This is a genomic window from Micromonospora sp. PRAS1 (assembly GCF_059553435.1).
In genome coordinates this window covers 89927-108501 of the sequence record NZ_JCANNB010000007.1, presented here as the reverse complement: position 1 = coordinate 108501, position 18575 = coordinate 89927, and the positions used below count along the sequence as shown (strand labels likewise).

The following is an 18575-nucleotide window of genomic DNA, read 5'->3' as shown; positions in this document are numbered from 1 at the left end:
ATGCCTGGCTGGCGGCCCTGTAGCCCGGCTCAGCTGCGACCCGCACCCGTTTACCCGGTGGGCCGGACCTGCTCGAAGTGGAACTCGCGAATGAAACAGTCACGTGGCTGACCGACGGCGAAGAGCACGCAGTCGACAACCGACCGGGCGGTGAGATCGTGGTCCGCCCGCCGGGGGCCGTCCGGCACGAAGTCCGGTGGAAACAGTGAGATCACCCGGATCCCGGCCGGCCGCAGCCGATACGACAGGATCTCGGCCAGACCGGCGTGGGCGTGTTTGGCCGCGTAGAACGCGGGATGCGCACCCGATCGGCGGTGCCCCACCTCGCCGCAGGCCGAGATCATGTTGACGATGTCGGGCCGCGCCGATGCCCGCAGCAGCGGCAGCAGGTGTTTGGTCACCAACAGGGTGCCGGTCCCGCCCGCCGCCAGCACCGCTTCGATCTCGTCGTCCGGGGCGTCTGCCAGGTCGTCGCCGTGGGAATAGGGCGCACCGTTGTTGACCAGCACATCGAGGTGATCCGTCCGGGCGGCCAGGGCGGCGGCGAACGCCCGTACCGAATCCGGTACGGCGAGATCGCAACGGAACGCCTCGGCCCGGCCCGGCCCCCGCCGGCTGATCTCAGCCGCGACCCGCTCGGCGGCCGACAGGTCACGGGCCGAGAGGAAGACCTGAGCACCGCGCTGCGCGAAGGCCCCGGCCAGCAGCCGACCCGTGTCACGTGCGGCGCCGGTGATGGCAACGTTCAGACCGTCGAGATTCATGACCAACAGCGAAGCACCTGCACCCCGGTTGAGGTCAACAGGACACCTCCCGGCCCGGGCTCAGGAGTGGATCGCGCCGTAACGGTCCGGCGGGGCTCGGGATCCTTGGGCCGCGCTTGACGTGGAAGGAGGCGGAGCCGGCTGATTTTTTTGTGGTCGGGTTGTCGAATCCGGTGGTGGCCGTTCGACGTTTTGATGACAGCACGACCGATGAAGGAGAACCACGATGCGTCAGCTGATCGTCACCGAGTTCATGTCCCTCGACGGTGTCATCGACTCCCCGGGCGGTGGCGACCACCCGCACGCCGGCTGGACGTTCAAGGACGTCCCGATGGACGAGGCGGCGTACGAGATCAAGGGCCGGGAGCAGGAGGAGGCCGGCGCGTTGCTGATCGGCCGGGTGAGCTATGACGAGTTTGCTCCGGTCTGGCCGAAGATGGAGGAGTTCGCCGAGTACAACGCGATGCCGAAGTACGTCGTCTCCACCACTCTGACCGACCCGGAGTGGCACAACACCACGGTGCTGCGTTCGCTCGACGAGGTCGCCGAACTCAAGCAGGGCGACGGGGGTTCGATCCTGGTGCATGGCAGCGCCACCCTCGCGCAGAACCTCGCCGCCGCCGGGCTCGTCGACCGGTACCACCTGCTGATCTTCCCGCTCCTGCTTGGCAGCGGGAAGCGGCTCTTCGCGCCGGAGGACGCCGAAAAGCAGAAGCTGGCTCTGGTCGAGCACGCGACGTACGGCAACGGCGTCCAGTTGGCGGTGTACGACGTGCTGCGCTGAGCGCCGGGCCGGTGGCGCGGCCTGCGGCGGGGTCGGACCCGGACGACGGTCCGGCTCACCGCAGGCCGTGCCGGGCGGGCGGGATCGATTGTCGCCTCTGGTCTGCGCCCGACCGGACGGGCACGATGGGCACGTGGGCGGGTACGTGGACATCGAGCCGGTTGACGCGGCGCCGGTACAACCGTTCCGGCGAACGTGGCTGCGGCAGCGCTGGGAGGATCTGGTCTTCCTGCACTGGGCGGTGCAGCCGGCGGCCGTGGCACCCCTGCTGCCCGCCGGCACGACGAGCCGGATGGAGGTCCGGGTGGGGGAGGCCATCGCCGACCCGAGCCCGCTGGAACACTTCCTCACCGCCCGGTGGGGCCTGCACACCCGACTGTTCGGGCGTACGCGGCACCTGCCGAACTGGCATCCCCGTTGGCCGCTGCACCGGGCTGAGTTGCTGTCGCTTGACGACGAACTGGTCACCGCCGCCGGTCTCGCGCCGCCGGTCGGCCCGCCGGCCAGCGTGCTCTACTCGCCCGGCGTGCCGGTCGGCTTCGGTCCACTGAGCTGACCCCTGGGACGGTGACGGCGGTCGCTCGCCCGCGCTTGGTGACAGGGTTCGCCGGTGCCCGCAGCGAAGCGTTATTTAACCGATCCATGACGGGCGTCAGAATTTCTTGACATCTAGTTCATCGTGCCGAACCATGACCAACAACACAGCGGCGTGCCCCTCACGCAGCGGTACCACACCTGCAGGTCCGAGGCATCCGCCGGTTTGACGCACCGACCCCCTCTGCCCAGGAAGGGCCTCGTCAATGAAGAAGGTCATGGCTCTCGGGCTGATCGCGGCCACCGCGATCGCCCTCACTGGATGTACTGACTCCGATGCGTCCCCGACCGAACAGGGTGACGGCGACCTGCGCCAGGTCCGGGTCGCAGCGCTCCCCATCACCGAGACCGCAGCCCTCTGGGGCGGCATCAAGGCGGGGCTCTTCGAGAAGCACGGGCTTCAGGTCGAGGTGCTGCCCGCCCAGGGCGGCGCGCAGGCCATCCCTGCGCTGATCAACGGCGACATCGACTTCGCCATCGGCCAGCCGTTCGGTCCGTTCCGGGCCGACCTCCGGGACCTCGGCGTGGTGCTGATCGGAAACTACGCGTCGTCCTACGCGGAGGGTGACGACATCAACGCCGTCGTGGCGTCGGCGAAGTCCGGCATCAAGCGCCCCGCCGACCTCGCGGGCAAGCGGGTGTCGGTGAACAGCCTGGGTGCGGCCGGCGACGTGACCATCATGGCCGCGGTGGAGAAGGACGGCGGCGACCCGTCCACGATCAAGTTCGTCGAGGTCGCCTTCCCCGACGTGCCGGCCCAGCTCGAGGCGGGCAACATCGACGCCGGCTGGGTACCGGAGCCCTTCGTCACGCAGCTGACCAGCCGCGGTGACACCTTCATCGTCGCGCCGTACCAGGCGGTCGTGCCGGGCCTGACCACCCTCACCACCTTCACCACCACGAAGAAGGCGGAGTCGGACGCCAAGCTGGTCGACGACTTCGCGGCGGCGATGAAGGAGACGCTCGCCTGGGCACAGGACTCCGCAAACGAGGCGGCGGTCCGACAGGCGATCAAGGACAACCTCCAGCTGCCGGAGCCGGTCGCGGACTCGGTGAAGCTGCCGGCCTTCAGCTGGGAACTGGACCGGGCGAGCATGCAGACGCTCGTCGAGCTCGCCCAGAAGTACAAGGTCCTCGACAACCAGCCCAACTTCGATCGCCTCATCCAGCAGCGGTAACCGGCACGCGCACCTCCTCCCCGGTACCCGGTAGCGGGGAGGAGGTCGCCACCGACCGACCACGGGAGTGATATGCGCGTGTCATCCGCCCGTCACCTGCGCGCGGTGCGCAAAGCACTGCTGGGCACCGTCGGCCTTGCCGGGTTCCTCGTCATCTGGCAGTTGATCCCGACGCTGGGCCTGATCAACCCGCAGTACCTGCCGTACGTGACGGACGTCGTCGCGCGGCTCTTGGAGGAGTCCCGCGACCTCGCCTTCTGGCGGCGGTTGGGTGCCACCATGACGTCCTGGGCGATCGGTTTGGCGGTGGCGGCGTTCGCCGCGGTCGTCCTCGGCACGATCGTCGGTCTGGTGCCGGTCCTGCGGCGCGCGACCCACACGATTGTCGAGTTCCTCCGGCCGATCCCGTCGGTCGCCCTCATTCCCCTCGCGGTGCTGATGTTCGGCATCCAGCGGCAGGCCGCGCTCGTCATCATCATCTACGCGTCGTTCTGGCAGGTGTTCGTGCAGATGATCTACGGCGTCGCCGATGTCGACTCGGTCGCCCGCGACACCGCGCGCAGCTTCGGGCTCACCCGCCGCGAGCAGCTGTCGCACCTGGTGCTGCCGACCGCGTTGCCGTACCTCATGACGGGTCTGCGGCTCGCCGCGGCGGTCGCCCTCATCCTGGCCATCACCGCGGAGATGGTGATCGGCAATCCCGGCCTCGGCCGCATGATCGAGCTGTCCCGCTCGGCCGGTGACTCCGTCGGCCTGTACGCCTTCGTCGTGGTCACCGGCCTGCTGGGGCTGCTGGTGAACCTCGTCTTCCGGTTCATCGAGCGTCGTTCGCTCTCCTGGCACCAGTCCGTACGAGGGGAGGATGTCCGGTGACCACGCGTACCGGTGACATCGCCACGGCGCGGCGGGGTCGCGGCGTCGGGGCCCGCATCGCCGCGAGTCTGCTCTACGCGCTCGGGCTGCCGTTCCTGCTCCTGGTGATCTGGGCGCTGGCGGCGACGAGGTCGACGAACCGGTTCTTCCCCGACCCGGTCACCATCTTCGAAGCCTTCGTGGACACCTGGGTCGGCCCCGCCTTCGTCGAGGACGTGCTGCCGAGCCTCTACCGTCTCGGCCTCGGTATCCTCGCGTCGATCGTCATCGGCGTGGCCGCCGGCACCGTCATCGGGCTGTTCCACTGGCTGCGGGAACTCCTCGAACCGCTGCTGGAGTTCTTCCGGGCCATCCCGCCGCCGGTGCTGATCCCCGTGGTGATGCTGCTGCTCGGCATCACCGACACGATGAAGGTCGTGGTCATCATCTCGGGCGCGGTCTGGCCCATCCTGCTGAACACCATCGAGGGTGTCCGGGCGACCGACAGCGTGATGACCGAAACCGCGCGCTCGTTCCAGGTGACCTGGTGGGAGCGGCTGCGGTACCTCGTGCTCCCGGCGGCCAGCCCGCGCATCATGGCCGGCGTCCGGCAGGGGCTCTCGGTCGCCCTCATCCTGATGGTGATCTCCGAGATGTTCGCCTCCTCCTCCGGGCTCGGTTACCGGATCGCGTACTTCCAACGGAACTACCTCGTCGCCGAGATGTGGAGCGGCATTCTCCTGCTCGGCCTCGTCGGTGTCTTTCTCGCCGTGGCATTCGGCCTCGTCGAGCGGCGCGTGCTGCGCTGGTACCACGGAATCAGGGAGGTTTCCCGTGCCTGACCGGAGCACCCTGCTGCGGGTGGAACACCTGCGGAAGGTCTACGAATCCACAAACGGCGACGTCGAGGCGATCGGCGACATCACCTTCACCATGCGCGCGGGCGAACTCGTCTGCATCGTCGGACCCTCGGGCTGTGGCAAGACCACGCTGCTGAAGTGCCTCGCCGGCCTGCTCCGGCCGACCAGCGGTGTGGTCGAGATGGACGGCGCGCCGGTGACCGGTCCGAGCCCGGCCATGGCGGTGGTCTTCCAGGAGTACGGGCGCAGCCTCTACCCGTGGTTGACCGTGCGGGGCAACGTCGAGTTGCCGCTGCGCCACAAGAAGCTCTCCCGTACCGAGCGGGAGAAACTCGTCACCGACGCCCTGGAGGCGGTGGGCCTGGCGCACGCGGCGGGCAGCCACCCGTGGCAGCTCTCCGGTGGGATGCAGCAGCGGGTGGCGATCGCCCGGGCCATCGCGTACCAGCCCGAAGTTATGATCATGGACGAGCCGTTCGCGGCCGTCGACGCGCAGACCCGCGCGGACCTGGAGGATCTGGTACGCGAGCTGCATGTGACCCGAAACATGTCAATCGTCTTCGTCACGCACGACATCGACGAATCGGTGTATTTGGGGGAACGCGTCCTAGTATTGTCGGCGTCGCCGACCTGGGTGCAGGAGGATCTCGCGATCGACCTTCCGCCGGAGCGAGACCAGATCACCACCCGGGCGCTGCCCCGTTTCACGGAACTGCGGACCCACGTCTACGACCAGATCCAGCGGGCCAAGCGTGGGGGGACCGTCGCCGCCCGATCGGCGCCGTGATCCTCGTCGACGAGGATAATCGCCAAGAGGGGGGACTTGTGCGCAGCCGCCAGCCGAAGCAACTGTTGCTCGCGTTCTTCGGTGAGCACGTGGTCGATGCCGCCGCCGGGCCGATCCGGGCGAGCGCGCTGATCGGCGTGCTCGAGGGAGCCGGCGTCGCCGCCCCGGCCACCCGGGCCACCCTTGACCGCCTGGTGCAGAGCGGCGTCCTCGCCCGCAGCCGGAGCGGGCGGGAGATCCTCTTCTCGTTGACCGAGCACGGCATGGCGGTGCTGCGCGAGGCGACGCACCGGGTACGCGGACCCCGGCCCTTCGAACCGCAGGGCACGGGGTGGACGCTTGTCACCTTCTCGATCCCCGAGAACCAGCGGATGCTCCGGCACCGGCTGCGGTCGACCCTCACCTGGGAGGGCTTCGCGCCGATCCGGGACGGGCTGTGGCTGGCCCCGGGCGAGGTCGACCTTGCCGGATCGCTGGGACCGTTGCGGCAGGACCTCCCCGCCAACGCGGTCGTCGCCTTCCACGCACGCGAGCTGTCCGGGTTCCCGATCGCGGAGAGCGTCCGCGCCGCCTGGGACATCGAGGCGATCCGGCGCGAACATCTCGCCTTCATCGAGATCTGGGACGATCCGGCCGCGGCGTCGCTGGCGCCGAGCGCGTTGACCGTGCGGACGATGCTGGTGGCGGACTGGCTCGCGCTGCTGCGCGCCGATCCTCGGCTGCCGGGCGAGTTCATGGACGCGCAGTGGCCCGCCACCCGGTCGGCAGAGGTCTACCGGCGGATGCACGAGCGCCTGGCCGAGGAGTCCGCTACCGAGTTCACCGCGCTGGTCGCGCGCGGCTCGGCCGGAACGCGTTTCCTGAGCCGCCCGGGCGTCTCCCGTGGCGGGCCGGCCACGGCGGACACCGGTGCTGGTTGACCGGAGCGGACAGGGCTCCGGCCCAGGGCGTTGGTGCCCTGGGCCGGAGTGGTGCCGTGCTGTCGGTCGGGTGGATCAGGTGAAGTTCACGTCACTGCACCACATGTAGGCCTGGTCCAGGTGGGATGCCTGCCAGATGACGAAGACGATGTGGTGTCCGGTGTAGCCGGAGGTCGAGACGTTGAACGAGATGTTCTGTGCCGGGGCGTACCGTCCGGTCTGCATGATGAAGTCGAGGTTCCCCCAGCCGAGGCTCTGGGTGGCCGGGTTGAACCCCTGCTTGCTTACGTAGACCCGGAAGTAGTCGGCACCGTGGCTGGCCTGGTCGTACAGCTGGACGGTGAAGTTGCGGCTGACGTTGGTCTTCCGCCATGCGCCCGGCTGGTTCAGGCTGTTGTTCCGGGAGAGGCCGTTGCTGCACAGCTGGCCGTCCGGGGTGCGGGCCTGGAACTGGCCGCCCAGGCCGTCCCGGAGCGCGCTCATCCAGTTCCACATGGTGTCCGGGTTGGCCTGGAAGGCCTGCCAGCACATCGGGTCCTGCTGCTGCATGGCCGGGTTCATGTGTTGGCTGCCCCAGCTCTGCCAGCACTGGTAGGCGCGGGACGCCGGGTTGACGATGGTGCCGTGGGCCTGGGCGGTGCCGGTCCAGGTCACCATCCCGACCATCAGGCTGAAGAGCAGCACGAGCGCCCGGACGGGTCGACGGCCGGACTGTCGGAGCTTCGGTGTACGCACGGTGTGTCCTCCGTTCAGCGCTCAGGATCGGTGGTGGGTGGGAGCGCTTCCAGGAGTATTACACCGGTAAATAGAAGGCATCAACTGCTGTCGATTCGTAATCCACGATGTCGAGGTTGGGTGGATTGCCCGAGTGCAGGTCAGGCGCGTTTTTACGGCGGATTGACCGAAAGTTTCGGTTACTGATCAATCGTCGTGAAGTGGGCGCGGAGATCCGCCTTCCGCACCTTGCCCGACGCGGTGCGCGGTAGCTCGTCCACCACGACGACGTGCTTCGGCAGCTTGTAGCGGGCGATCCTGCCGTCGAGGAACTCCCGTACGCTCTCGGTGTCGACGGTGACGCCCTCCCGTACGGTCAGCACCGCCCAGGGCACCTCTCCCCAACGCGCGTCCGGAACGCCGATGACCGCCGCCCCGGTCACCCCGTCCACCTCGTTGAGCAGGCGCTCGATCTCCGGCGGGTAGATGTTCTCCCCACCCGAGATGATCATGTCCTTCAGTCGGCCGGCGATGTAGAGGTAACCGTCGTCGTCGAGGTAGCCGAGGTCTCCCGAACGGAACCAGCCGTCCTCGGTGAACGCCGCAGCCGTCTCCGCCGGTAACCCGTGGTAGCCCGGAAAGACGTTCGGCCCGGCGATCTCGATCTCGCCGATGGTGCCCGCCGGAACCGGCTCACCGGCGGAGTCGGCGATCCGCACGTCGGTGAAGAAGTGCGGCAGACCCACGCTGCCCTGCTTGGCGCGGGTCATCGCGGGTGGCAGCGCGGTCGCCCCCGGGGAGGCCTCCGTCATGCCGTAACCCTGCGAGAACGACAACCCCCGCTCCTCGTACGCGTTGAGCACGCGTACCGGCACCGCCGAGCCGCCGCAGGTCAGCTTGACCAGTGTGGAGAGATCGGTGCTGGCCCAGGCCGGATGGTCGGCCATCAGCTGGTAGGTGGTCGGTACGCCGCTGAGCATGGTGACCCCGTGCCGCTCGATCTGCGCCAGCGCCCGCCCCGGCTCGAACCCCTTCTCCAGCACGATTGTGGCGCCCTTGAGGAGCACCGGCAGCGCACCCATGCCGAGGGAGGCGACGTGGAACAGCGGCGAGATCATGAGCGCGACGTCGGTCGAGACGACGTCGTAGTCGACGATGCAGTTGAGCGCGACCCAGGTGAGGTTCCCGTGGGTCAGCACCGCGCCCTTGGCCTTGCCGGTAGTGCCCGAGGTGTAGACGATGGCCGCGGGGTCGTCGAGGGTGACCGCCGTGTCGACCGGCTCGGCGGTGGTCGTACCCGCCAACCGGGCCAGCCCGGGCCGGTCGGCGGTGCCGTCGCCGGTGACGATGACGTGTGCGGTCCCGGCCTGATCCACGGCGCCGGCCACCCGCTCGGCGAACTCGTCATCGTGGATCAGCACGCGGGCGGCGCAGTCGGTAAGGACGTGCGCGATCTCGGGCGGCGCGAGCCGGGTGTTGACCGGTACGAAGACGGCACCCAGCTGCGCGGCACCGAACATCACCCGCAGGAACTCGGGGCTGTTCTCGCCCAGATAGGCGACGGCGTCGCCCTTGCCGACGCCATGCTGGCGCAGCAGCGCCGAGAGGCGGTCCGCACCGTCGGCCAACTGCCCGTACGTCACAGTCGACTCGTCGTGCACGAGGGCGACCTTGTCGGGTGACTTGAGCCGGCGTTTCGCCAGCCAGGCACCGATTCCCTGCTGGTGCATCATCATCTCCCGGGGGACGGAGGCGGTGGTGCGAGACGGCGAGGGCCCTCAGGCGAGCGTCCTCAGGCGTAGAAGCGGTAGACGCCGCGTGCCACGACGGCGGGCTTGGCGCCGCCCTCGATTTCGATGGTCTGGTCGACGGTGATCTGGTAGCCGCCCCGGATCTCGGCGACCTCGGCGACGACGGCCCGCATGCGTACCCGTGACCCGACCGTGACGGGCGCCGGGAAGCGCACCTTGTCGAGGCCGTAGTTGACCTTCGTCGTCACGCCCTTGACCTCAAGCAGCTCCGTCCAGAACGGCACGGCGAGCGAGAGGGTGAGAAAGCCGTGGGCGATCGGTGCGCCGAACGGGCCGTTCTTCGCCCGCTCCGGGTCGACGTGGATCCACTGGTGATCGTCGGTCGCGTCGGCGAAGGTGTTCACCTGCTCCTGGGTGACCGTCCGGTACTCGGTCTGACCGAGGTCGGTGCCGGCGAGGTCGGGAAGCTGGTCGTACGCGATGGTCGTCGTCATGGGCTTCCTCCCGTGGTCGTCAAACGGATGTGGCCGGGTCCGCCAGGCGCAGCAGCCGGGCGGCGTTGTCCTTCAGGATGCCGGGGAGCACCTCGGGCTTGAGATCGATTGTCTCCACGTCGCGTAGCCAGCGGTCCGGGGTGAGCAGCGGGAAGTCCGTGCCGAAGAGCACCCGCCGCTTCAACATCGTGTTGGCGTAGCGCACCAGTGCGGCCGGGAAGTACTTCGGACTCCAGCCGGAGAGGTCGATCCAGGTGTTCAGCTTGTGCGTCGCCACCGACAGCGCCTCGTCCTGCCACGGTACGGAGGGATGCGCCATGATGATCTGTAGCTGCGGGAACTCCGCCGCGATGGGATCGAGCAGCATCGGGTTCGACAGCCCCAGCCGGAAGCCGTAGCCGCCCGGCATCCCGGCGCCGATGCCGGTCTGTCCGGTGTGGAACAGCGCCGGTACGCCCGCGGACTCCAGCAGGCGCCAGAGCGGTGCGTACTCCTCGTGGCTCGGGTCGAATCCCTGCACGGTGGGATGGAACTTGAAGCCGCGTACCCCTTCTTCCTCGATCAGCCGGGCGGCGAGGTCGAGCGCCGCCGGGCCGGTGCGCGGGTCGACCGACCCGAAGGGGATCAGGACGTCGGCGTGCTCGGCGGCGGCGCGGGCGAGGTCGACGCTTGACAGCGGTGGGTGTGCCAGCTGCGTGCGGGCGTCCACGGTGAAGACCACCGCCGCCATCCGGCGTTCCCGGTAGTACTGCGCGACCGCGTTGATCGCCGGGCGCGGCCCGTCTGTCCGGAAGTACTTCGACACCGCCGCCACCAGGGGGTCGGGCAGCGAGTTGTGGCCGTGGTCGTCGACCTCGATGTGCACATGCATGTCGATCGCCGTGATGGCGTCGAGGTCGATGGCGGGCTGGTACATGACTCGGGAACCTCCGTGGCTCAGGAGGCCTCGGCCTTGAACTCCTCGGGCAGCTCCGGGAAGCGCTCGCCGACGCTCTGCAGCGCGCCGGCGAACTGTACCGGCCATGCCTCGACCAGCGCGTCGTAGCTCCAGCCGTCCTCGTGGTAAGCGGTCAGTGCCGCCTCCGGGTGGGTCCAGATCTGAATGCGGTCGCCGCCGACCCCGATCACCTGCCCGGTCACCGTTGCGGCCGCGTCGGAGCCGAGGAAGGCGATGAGACCGGACACGTCGTCGGCCGTGCCGAAGCCGAGATCGTGCCGGAAGAACGCCGGCATCGGCTCGCCGTTCGCGTCGGCCCGTACGGCGGCGGCGAAGTAGGGGACCGTGGCGGTCATGGCGGTCGCGGCCACCGGTACGACGGTGTTGGCGGTGATGCCGGCGCGCTTGAGTTCGAGCGCCCAGGTACGCACCATGCCGACGATGCCCGCCTTGGCCGCCGCGTAGTTGGTCTGGCCGAAGGTGCCACGCTGGCCGGTGGGGGAGCCGATGCAGATGATCCGCCCGCCCTCGCCGGCCGCCCGCATGTGCTGCACCGCCGCACGCACCGTGGTGAAGGTGCCGCGCAGGTGCACGTTGATCACGGTGTCGAAGTCGTCGTCGGTCATCTTCCAGAGCACGGTGTCGCGCAGCACGCCCGCGTTGGTGACCAGGATGTCGAGCCGTCCGAAGCTCTCGACCGCCGTGCCGACCAGTTGCTCCGCCGTCTCGGTCGGGCCGACCGGGGCGACCACTGCGACGGCCTGCCCGCCGAGCGCCTGGATCGCGGCGACCGCGTCGGCTGCGGTCTGCGCATCGACGTCGTTCACCACGACGGACGCGCCTCGCCGGGCGAGTTCCTGCGCGTACGCGAGGCCGAGACCTCGCCCGGACCCGGTGACGATCGCGACTTTGCCGTCCAGGGACATGGAAGCTCCTTTGCGTCTGACCCAGATCTGAGCACGAATCGTTGAAATTGTCAATTATTTGTGAAGCTTGATACCATCGTCGCCATGTCCCCAACGGAGAAGACCCGGCCGACCGGACGCGACGGCCTGCGGGACAGTGTGCTCGGCGGGGACCTGATCTTCCTGCTCGCCCGCGCCAACGCGCTCACGCTCGCGGCGGCGAACGCCGCCCTCGCGCAGCACGGGCTCAAGGCGCGCTCCTATTCCGTGCTGGCGCTGGCCGCCGACGAGGCCCGCCCCACCCAGCGCGAGCTGGCCGAGTTCCTCCGCCTGGACCCGAGCCAGGTCGTCGCCCTCGTCGACGGGTTGGAGCAGCGCAAGCTGATCGAGCGCCAGACCGACCCGGCCGACCGGCGGGCGAACGTGCTCGTCGCCACCGACGCGGGCCGGGATCTCTTCGCCCGCGCGCAGGAATCGGCGCGCGCCGTGGAGCTGGGCCTGCTCGCCACCGTGACGCCCGAGGACCACGAGCGGCTCGCCGAGCTGCTGCGGCTGCTGGCCTTCCCGGACTGACGGGCCGCTCCGGACAGCGGACCGGGCAGCGCTGGCGAAGCGCTGCCCGGCCGGATGGTGTGGACTGATCAGAAGCGGATCCAGGTCCGGCTCAGCGGCACCTGACCGACGCCGGGCTTCGACCAGTCGCAGACGCCGCCGGGGAAGACCGCCCGCAGGCGCTGCCACTGGCCGTCGGTGAAGGCCACCCCGTACTGCGCCCGCTTCAGCGGCTTCAGCTGGCACTTGAGCACCGCCGACGTGGTCGGCCCGCCGGCCACCACCCGCGGATTGCCGTGGTACGGGAAGAGCTGGTTGCACCGGACGGACGGGTTCAGCGTCAGCTTCTCCACGATCCGCTCTCCGTCGGGCGCCACACAGTTGTCGACCACCCCGCGCGGTCGGGAGAGCCGGGTGAGCGCGACCGGATCCAGGTGCGGACGGTCCGCCGCCAGCCTGGTCCGGGTGGTCAGCCAGGCGTCCATGTCGGCCAGTGCCTGCTCCTGGGTCGCCGTGGTGGCGGCACCCGAAGGGCTTGTGACGCTGGCGTGGTTGTCGGCGTGACCGTTCGCCTTCAGCAGGCGCTCCCGCATCGTCCAGGACCGGAACCGGTCGTGGAAGTCGCCTGTCGGGTCGGTGTAGTTGCGCGTCTCGATGATCGGGGTCCAGCGCAGCCCACCGTCGAACTGGTTGACCCGGCCGGTCGCGTACGCCACCTTGATCGCGTCGACGTTCGCCGAGGTGCGGTGCGGCGTCCGGTTGCCCTCGACGTCCAGGCCGCCGATGCCCTCGTTGAGCCGGACGAACTGCTCCGGGCTGAGGACGCCGGCCTGGAGCGACTGGAGGCCGTACTGCACACCGACGGTGTCCGGGATGATCGGCCGGCCCGCGCCGTTGCGGTCGACGCCGTACACGTTGGAGATGAAGTCCGCCATGGCGCAGCGGATGCCGTCCGGGTTGGTGACCGGGTGGTAGCGCAGCTGCGCGGGAACGTGGTTCGGGCAGGCGGTGGGCCAGTCGACGCTGTCGAAGAACTGGTAGCCGGCGCAGGTGTCGGGGCTACCGAAGCCGGACACGGCCTGCCGTTGGGCGGTGGAGAGCCCGGCGGCGGTCGCCGCCTGGGAGATGAACCGGCACTCGTGCCCGCTGATCGTGGTGGAGCGCTCGTCCGGGTAGCCGACGTGCCCGATGACCCCGTCGAGGATGCCGGGGTAGGCGTTCGAGATAAGCAACTGCTGCATGGTGCCGGCCGAGGCACCCCAACCCATTGTGAAGTCCGGTACGCCGTACGTCTCGGTGAAGTGTTCCTTCACCATCATGGCCGTCTCGGCCGAGGTGACGTCGTTGCAGTTGTGCGCGTAGACGTTGAAGGTGGCGCTGGCGACCGCGTAGCCCCGGCTGAGCAGCGTGTGGTTGATGACCCCGCCGGTGCTGGTGGCCTGGGTGTAGCCGATGCCGCAGGCACCGCCGAAGGTGTAGACCAGCCGGTTGTTCCAGCCGCGGGGCGCCGTCCAGGGGTCGGGCGTGGGCGTGCCCGGCTGGTGCAGCAGCGCGATCTCGTACACCGCCCGGTTGATGGTGCCGCGTTCGATCCGGACCACGTACGGCACGGTCCGGCCGGCCGTGGTGGTGGTGCTGGCCACGTCCTTCGGCAGTGGGCCGGCGGGCAGGCCGACGAAGCGGCCCGCGGTGTTGCGGTACTGGTAGGTCACCTGCGGCTCGGCCACGTGGCAGTCGCGGTCGACCGGCCCGAGGTGCCAGGGGGCGTCCGCCGCCGTGCAGACGAGCGGAATGTGCGGCCCGGAGAAGACCGGGCCGGCGGCCGGGTGGTTGACAAGCGTCAACGTGGCGGTGGGCCGGCCCTTGCCCAGCCCGTTGGCGCGTACCTCGAGCCGGTTGCGGCCCAGCGCGAGGTTGTCCACCAGCCCGAGCAGCGTCCGCTGGTCGCCGGTTGCCCGGAACCGGCCGGTCACGTCGCGGCCGTCGACGCGGACCCGCACCTGGTGCGGTGGCACGGTGCGCGGCACGCCGACGCGGACCAGGGCGTCGCCGCCGCTGATCGTGTCCGCGCGGCCGGAGACGACCGCCACGTCGAAGCCGTGGTTGTTGCCCTTGCCGCCGGTGGCACCGGCGGGTGTGGCGGAGCCGCTGATCAGCGTCGTCACGACGAACGCGGTCAGCAGCATCCGCGCGGATCGTTTCCTGGTCTTCGCGGGGGAGTGATGGAAGTGCATGGGGGAACCCCTCTCAGCCGGGGACGGGCGGCTGGACCTCCTGGTCAAGTGCGTACCGGCAACGTAATGCGAAATCAGACCACGAGTCAATGATTTTGCAGTGTATCTACCTCTGGCGGTGGTCCGGCGCGATCGTCGCGGGCTCTTCCCGGTGGCCGGAGGGAGGCCTCGGGATCAGGGGTGGTCGGGGGTGTGGACCAGGGCCTCGAAGCGTTTCTGGGCGAGCGGGGCCAGCGCCTCCGAGGCGTTCAGGAACACCGCCCGCGCCTCGGCGCGCGGAAAGGACGGCGGCAGGAACCGGGCCGGCAGGTCGGGATCGGCTCCCACCAGCGCCCGCCAGTCGTTGACCAGCTCGGTGCGCTGGACGAGCGCCTCGGCCGGCGGCACCTCGCCCGCGACCGCCCGGCGGGCCAGGTCGCGGTAGCGGTCCAGGAAGTCCTGGTAGCCGGCGGCAAGCTCGTCGATGTGCCAGGCGGCCTCCAGCCGGGCGAGCCCGCTCGGCAGCAGTTCCAGGTCCCGGGTGCGCAGCACCACCGCATCGGAGATGCCGAGCTCGCTGAGCTGCTCGCGTACCTCGTCGAACCGGTCGTGCGGGGTCACCCAGGTGGCGTCGTACAACGGCCAGAACGTCAACCAGCGCAGGCGGGCGCGCAGCAGTCGGCGCTGGTTCGCGTCGTCCAGGGGCAGGGTGAACGCGATGAGCGTCCAGATGCCGTCCCAGGCGTCCTCGTCCGTGGTGGCGAAGATGCGGCGGGCGCCCCGTTGCAGGATGTGCCACGCCGGCTCGGTGAGCCGGTAGCTGGTCCGCCGGCCCTCCTTGGTCCGGGTCAGCATCCCCCGCTGGGTCAGCCGGGCGAGCGTCGCGCGGGCGTTGGCGGGCGCGATGTCGAACTCGGCCAGCACCGCGACCAGACCCCCGGACGGCAGCGGCGAGCGGCCGGCGTGCCAGTGGTCACCGAGCAGGGTCACCAGCAGACGCTGGGCCCGGGCCCGCCCCACCGCCGCGGCCCGGCTCGACGGTGCCGCCGCCGTGAGCCCGTCGGGGCCGTCGTCGATCATTGTCCGCCGCCGCTCGGTACGCGGGTGTCGGGCCGGTCGGAAGCTGTGCGGAGAACGAACACCCGGATACGTTACTGCCTCCGGTGACCAGGCGGTATCGATGCCGGCGGCTCAACCCGGCGGCCCGTACGCCGTGCCCAGCGCCCGGGAGATCGCCCGGCCCGCGGCCTGGACCAGCGGCGCCAGGGCCACCGGATCGGCCCGATCGTGGGCGACCACCAGCGAGATCGCGGCGACGACGGTCCCGTCCGCCGCGCGGATCGGCGCCGCCACGGAGAGGGCATCCATGGTGACCTGCCGGTCGCTTACCGCGTAACCCATCCGGCGCACCTCGGCCAGGCAGCGCCGCAGCCGCCTCGGGTCGGTGATGGTCAGCTCGGTGTACCGCTCCAGCGGCGCCGCCAGCACCTGCTCCTGCACCTCGGCCGGCGCGCACGCGAGCAGGACCAGCCCGACCCCGGTGGCGTGCAACGCGAAGCGACCACCGACCCGGGTGAGCACCGGCACCGCGTGCCGCCCGGCGATCCGTTCGATGAAGACGAGTTCGAGGTCCTGCCGGACGGCGAGCTGGACGTTCTCGTGCGTCACCTCGTACAGGTCTTCCATGATCGGCAGGGCCAGCTCGCGCAGTCGCAGGCCGCGGGGGGCGAGCGAGCCGACCTCCCAGAGCCGCAGGCCGATCCGGTACCGGCCGTCGGCCCCGCGCTCCAGCGCCCCCCAGGCGACCAGCTCCGCCACCCGCCGGGATGCGGTGGGCAGCGGTAGGTCGGCTCGCCGGGCCAGCTCGGTAAGCGTCAGCGCCGGGGTGGCGGGAGAGAACGCGTCGAGCAGGGCCAGCACCTTGCTGGTTACCGACCGGCCGGGTGGCGCCTGCACCCGCCCATCATCCCTGCTCACTCCGGCAGAGTCACAATTCAAGTGTGAGCCGGGCGCTGCGGGCCCGGGAGACGCAGATCATCATCGTGTCACCGGCGGCCCGCTCCTCCTCGGTGAGCAGGCTGTCGCGGTGCTCCGGCTCACCGGCGAGCACGGTGGTCTCGCAGGTGCCGCAGGTGCCTTCCCGGCAGGAGGAGAGCACCGGTACGCCGGCCTGCTCCACCGCCGCCAGGATCGAGGTGCCCGGCGGTACGGTCAGGGTCCGACCGGAGAGCGCGAGCTCGACCTCGACGGTGGTCTCGGCACCGTCCACCATGGACACCGGGGCGAAGCGCTCGACGTGCAGGATGCCCGCGGGCCACGTCCGGCAGCGCTGCTCCACCGCGCTGATCAGCGCCTCGGGTCCGCAGCAGTAGACGAGCCCGTCGCCCGGCGGCTGCACCAGAGTGTCCAGGTCGAGCAGCCCGGTCTCGTCCTGCGGATGCAGGCTCACCCGGTCGCCGTACTTCTCCCGCAGGGCGGCGGCGAAGGCCATGGTGGTGCGGCTGCGCCCGCCGTACACCAGCCGCCAGTCGGCACCGGCGGCGTCGGCGGCGGCGACCATCGGCCTGATCGGGGTGATGCCGATGCCCCCGGCGACGAAGAGGTACCGCCGCGCCGGGACCAGCTCGAAGCTGTTCCGTGGCCCGCGCACCCGCACGGTCGCGCCGGGCGTCAGCCGCTCGTGCGCGAGCCGGGAGCCGCCGCGCCCCTCCGGCTCACGCTGGATCGCGACCTGCCATCCGCTCCGGTCGGCCGGATCGCCGCAGAGGGAGTACTGCCGGACCAGGTCGTCGCCGAGCGCCAGGTCGACGTGCGCGCCCGGGGCCCAGCCCGGCAGGTCGCCGCCGCCCGGGCGGCACAGGGTCAGCACGACCACGCCCGCTGCGGCCTCCTCCCGGCCGGCGACCATCAGTTCGATGCCGGTCGGGTCGCCGCCGGTCACGCCGGCACCGCCAGCCGGGGCGACGACGGCACCCTGGCCCCAGACGGCGACTGAGCCGCCGACGGCTGATGGCCGTCCGGATGGGCCAGCAACCACTCCCAGAGCTCCACCGGCTCCTCGGCGGTCCGTTCGGCACCGCAGTGGCAGATCCCGCGCAGCGTGTCCGTGCCCGGCAGCCAGTGGATCCGGTAGATCCGGTCGCCGGTGAGCATGCCGGTCGGGGCGGTCACCGGGCCGCTCCCACCGATCCCGGTTCGATCAGCCGGGCCAGCAACCGCCGGGCGGCCAGCCCGCCGGTGTCGATGTTGATGCTGAGTTCCTGGTACTTCTCCGGCTCGGACGCGATCACCTGCTCCAGGATGTTCAGCGCCGTCACGTCCTGCATGACCACTGTGTGGTTGCTGTTGTGCAGGTACTCGCTCACCGACTCGTCGTCGATCGCGAAGTCGCGGGCCACCGCCCAGAAGTCGTAGGTGGTGTGCTCGGTCGACGGGGTGATCGCGTACACGATCTCGGCGTGGAAGGCGTCGCTGTCCGGGCCCTCCGCCGGCGGATAGACGCCCTGCGGCGCGATCCGGCTGTGCAGCAGGTAGAGGCAGGGCGGGTGGTACTCGATGTCCTGCCAGCGGGTGATCCGGCCCTGGATGCCTGTCGAGCGCGCGTAGAAGGGCGGGCACTCCGCGTCGTCCATGTGCCGGCTGACGTAGACGATGCCCCGCTCCTCGTCCACCTCGGTGGTGATCGGCGTGTTCGCCACCTCCGGCGTGCCGATGTAGCCACCGTGCAGATAGGTCTCGTGGGACAGGTCCATGAGGTTGTCCACGAGCAGTTCGTAGCGCGCGTTGAGCGGTGCCATCCCGCGAACCACCGCGTACGACGGGTCGGCCAGCCAGGGCGCTCGGGGGATGGTGGTGGGGTCGGCCAGGTTCTTGTCGCCGATGAAGACCCAGATGAAGGAGTCCTGTTCCACCACCGGGTACGCGGCGACCCGGGCGGTACGCGGGATGCGCTGCTGCCCGGGGACGAAGACGCAGCTGCCCGTCGGGTCGTAGGTGAAGCCGTGGTACCCGCAGACGATGGTGTCGCCGTCGAGGCGGCTCTCGGAGAGCGGATAGCGGCGGTGTACGCACCGGTCCGCGAGCGCGACCGGCGCACCCGACTCGGTCCGGTAGAGGACCAGCGGCTCACCCAGCACCGTGCGGGCGAGCAGGTCCCGCCCTACCTCGCTGCCGTAGGCCGCCACATACCACTGATCACGTGCGAAGGCCATCCGACCGAACCTCCCGATGGGTGGGCGAGGGTGTCGTCGGATCATCCCGCGCGGACGCC

At 70.1% G+C, this 18575-nt stretch carries 20 protein-coding genes; 8 read left to right on the top strand and 12 right to left on the bottom strand.

The features are described 5' to 3' along the window. Nucleotides 1-50 precede the first annotated feature (50 nt). Nucleotides 51-764 (bottom strand): SDR family oxidoreductase, encoded by a 714-nt coding sequence (locus tag AC507J_RS09155; RefSeq protein ID WP_496288645.1) that lies wholly within the window; start codon nucleotides 762-764, stop codon nucleotides 51-53. A 226-nt stretch (nucleotides 765-990) separates the two neighbouring features. Here AC507J_RS09155 and AC507J_RS09150 point away from each other — a divergent pair, with 226 nt between their 5' ends. From AC507J_RS09150 to AC507J_RS09120, 7 genes are all read left to right on the top strand, one after another. After that, nucleotides 991-1548, top strand: a complete 558-nt coding sequence (locus AC507J_RS09150) for a dihydrofolate reductase family protein (protein WP_496288644.1) — start codon at nucleotides 991-993, stop codon at nucleotides 1546-1548. A gap of 145 nt (nucleotides 1549-1693) precedes the next feature. Continuing rightward, nucleotides 1694-2104, top strand: coding sequence for a DUF2071 domain-containing protein (locus tag AC507J_RS09145; RefSeq protein WP_496288772.1), 411 nt, complete (start codon nucleotides 1694-1696; stop codon nucleotides 2102-2104). Between the two features lie 256 nt (nucleotides 2105-2360). After that, entirely contained in the window at nucleotides 2361-3320 is a 960-nt protein-coding gene (locus AC507J_RS09140; RefSeq protein ID WP_496288643.1) for an ABC transporter substrate-binding protein, read from the top strand. A 72-nt stretch (nucleotides 3321-3392) separates the two neighbouring features. Further along, a complete protein-coding gene (locus AC507J_RS09135; RefSeq protein ID WP_496288642.1) occupies nucleotides 3393-4193 on the top strand; it encodes an ABC transporter permease in 801 nt (266 codons plus the stop codon). After that, the gene (locus AC507J_RS09130; protein WP_496288641.1) at nucleotides 4190-5014 is read left to right on the top strand and encodes an ABC transporter permease; all 825 of its coding nucleotides are present in this window, start codon (nucleotides 4190-4192) and stop codon (nucleotides 5012-5014) included. The genes AC507J_RS09135 and AC507J_RS09130 overlap by 4 nt, the downstream gene beginning before the upstream one ends. Beyond that, nucleotides 5007-5819, top strand: coding sequence for an ABC transporter ATP-binding protein (locus tag AC507J_RS09125; protein WP_496288640.1), 813 nt, complete (start codon nucleotides 5007-5009; stop codon nucleotides 5817-5819). The genes AC507J_RS09130 and AC507J_RS09125 overlap by 8 nt, the downstream gene beginning before the upstream one ends. Nucleotides 5820-5857: 38 nt before the next feature. Then, nucleotides 5858-6739 carry a PaaX family transcriptional regulator gene (locus AC507J_RS09120; protein ID WP_496288639.1) on the top strand — a complete coding sequence of 294 codons (882 nt, stop codon included), beginning with the start codon at nucleotides 5858-5860 and terminating at the stop codon, nucleotides 6737-6739. 75 nt (nucleotides 6740-6814) lie between these two features. Here AC507J_RS09120 and AC507J_RS09115 read toward each other — a convergent pair whose 3' ends face one another. The 5 genes from AC507J_RS09115 to AC507J_RS09095 all read right to left on the bottom strand — a co-directional run bounded on the left by AC507J_RS09115 (nucleotide 6815) and on the right by AC507J_RS09095 (nucleotide 11561). Further along, nucleotides 6815-7474 carry a lytic polysaccharide monooxygenase auxiliary activity family 9 protein gene (locus AC507J_RS09115; protein ID WP_496288638.1) on the bottom strand — a complete coding sequence of 220 codons (660 nt, stop codon included), beginning with the start codon at nucleotides 7472-7474 and terminating at the stop codon, nucleotides 6815-6817. 179 nt (nucleotides 7475-7653) lie between these two features. Beyond that, entirely contained in the window at nucleotides 7654-9183 is a 1530-nt protein-coding gene (menE, locus tag AC507J_RS09110; RefSeq protein ID WP_496288637.1) for an o-succinylbenzoate--CoA ligase, read from the bottom strand. 62 nt (nucleotides 9184-9245) lie between these two features. Continuing rightward, a complete protein-coding gene (locus AC507J_RS09105) occupies nucleotides 9246-9698 on the bottom strand; it encodes a MaoC family dehydratase (protein WP_496288636.1) in 453 nt (150 codons plus the stop codon). A gap of 19 nt (nucleotides 9699-9717) precedes the next feature. Next, the gene (locus tag AC507J_RS09100) at nucleotides 9718-10614 is read right to left on the bottom strand and encodes an amidohydrolase family protein (RefSeq protein ID WP_496288635.1); all 897 of its coding nucleotides are present in this window, start codon (nucleotides 10612-10614) and stop codon (nucleotides 9718-9720) included. A gap of 20 nt (nucleotides 10615-10634) precedes the next feature. Beyond that, nucleotides 10635-11561 carry an SDR family oxidoreductase gene (locus AC507J_RS09095; protein ID WP_496288634.1) on the bottom strand — a complete coding sequence of 309 codons (927 nt, stop codon included), beginning with the start codon at nucleotides 11559-11561 and terminating at the stop codon, nucleotides 10635-10637. Between the two features lie 84 nt (nucleotides 11562-11645). Between AC507J_RS09095 and AC507J_RS09090 the strand changes: the two genes are divergently transcribed. Further along, entirely contained in the window at nucleotides 11646-12113 is a 468-nt protein-coding gene (locus AC507J_RS09090) for a MarR family winged helix-turn-helix transcriptional regulator (RefSeq protein ID WP_496288633.1), read from the top strand. 68 nt (nucleotides 12114-12181) lie between these two features. Here AC507J_RS09090 and AC507J_RS09085 read toward each other — a convergent pair whose 3' ends face one another. The 6 genes from AC507J_RS09085 to AC507J_RS09060 all read right to left on the bottom strand — a co-directional run bounded on the left by AC507J_RS09085 (nucleotide 12182) and on the right by AC507J_RS09060 (nucleotide 18516). Further along, nucleotides 12182-14326, bottom strand: coding sequence for a DUF6351 family protein (locus tag AC507J_RS09085; protein WP_496288632.1), 2145 nt, complete (start codon nucleotides 14324-14326; stop codon nucleotides 12182-12184). A gap of 174 nt (nucleotides 14327-14500) precedes the next feature. Further along, the gene (locus tag AC507J_RS09080; protein WP_496288631.1) at nucleotides 14501-15385 is read right to left on the bottom strand and encodes a PaaX family transcriptional regulator; all 885 of its coding nucleotides are present in this window, start codon (nucleotides 15383-15385) and stop codon (nucleotides 14501-14503) included. A 111-nt stretch (nucleotides 15386-15496) separates the two neighbouring features. Then, nucleotides 15497-16282: an IclR family transcriptional regulator gene (locus AC507J_RS09075; RefSeq protein WP_496288630.1), complete on the bottom strand. Its 786-nt coding sequence runs from the start codon at nucleotides 16280-16282 to the stop codon at nucleotides 15497-15499. 10 nt (nucleotides 16283-16292) lie between these two features. Further along, nucleotides 16293-17246 carry a PDR/VanB family oxidoreductase gene (locus AC507J_RS09070; protein WP_496288629.1) on the bottom strand — a complete coding sequence of 318 codons (954 nt, stop codon included), beginning with the start codon at nucleotides 17244-17246 and terminating at the stop codon, nucleotides 16293-16295. Then, on the bottom strand, nucleotides 17243-17476 hold the full coding sequence (locus AC507J_RS09065; protein WP_496288628.1) for a hypothetical protein: 234 nt from the start codon (nucleotides 17474-17476) through the stop codon (nucleotides 17243-17245). The genes AC507J_RS09070 and AC507J_RS09065 overlap by 4 nt, the downstream gene beginning before the upstream one ends. Continuing rightward, entirely contained in the window at nucleotides 17473-18516 is a 1044-nt protein-coding gene (locus AC507J_RS09060; RefSeq protein WP_496288627.1) for a Rieske 2Fe-2S domain-containing protein, read from the bottom strand. Before AC507J_RS09060 ends, AC507J_RS09065 begins: the two co-directional genes overlap by 4 nt. Nucleotides 18517-18575 lie beyond the last annotated feature (59 nt).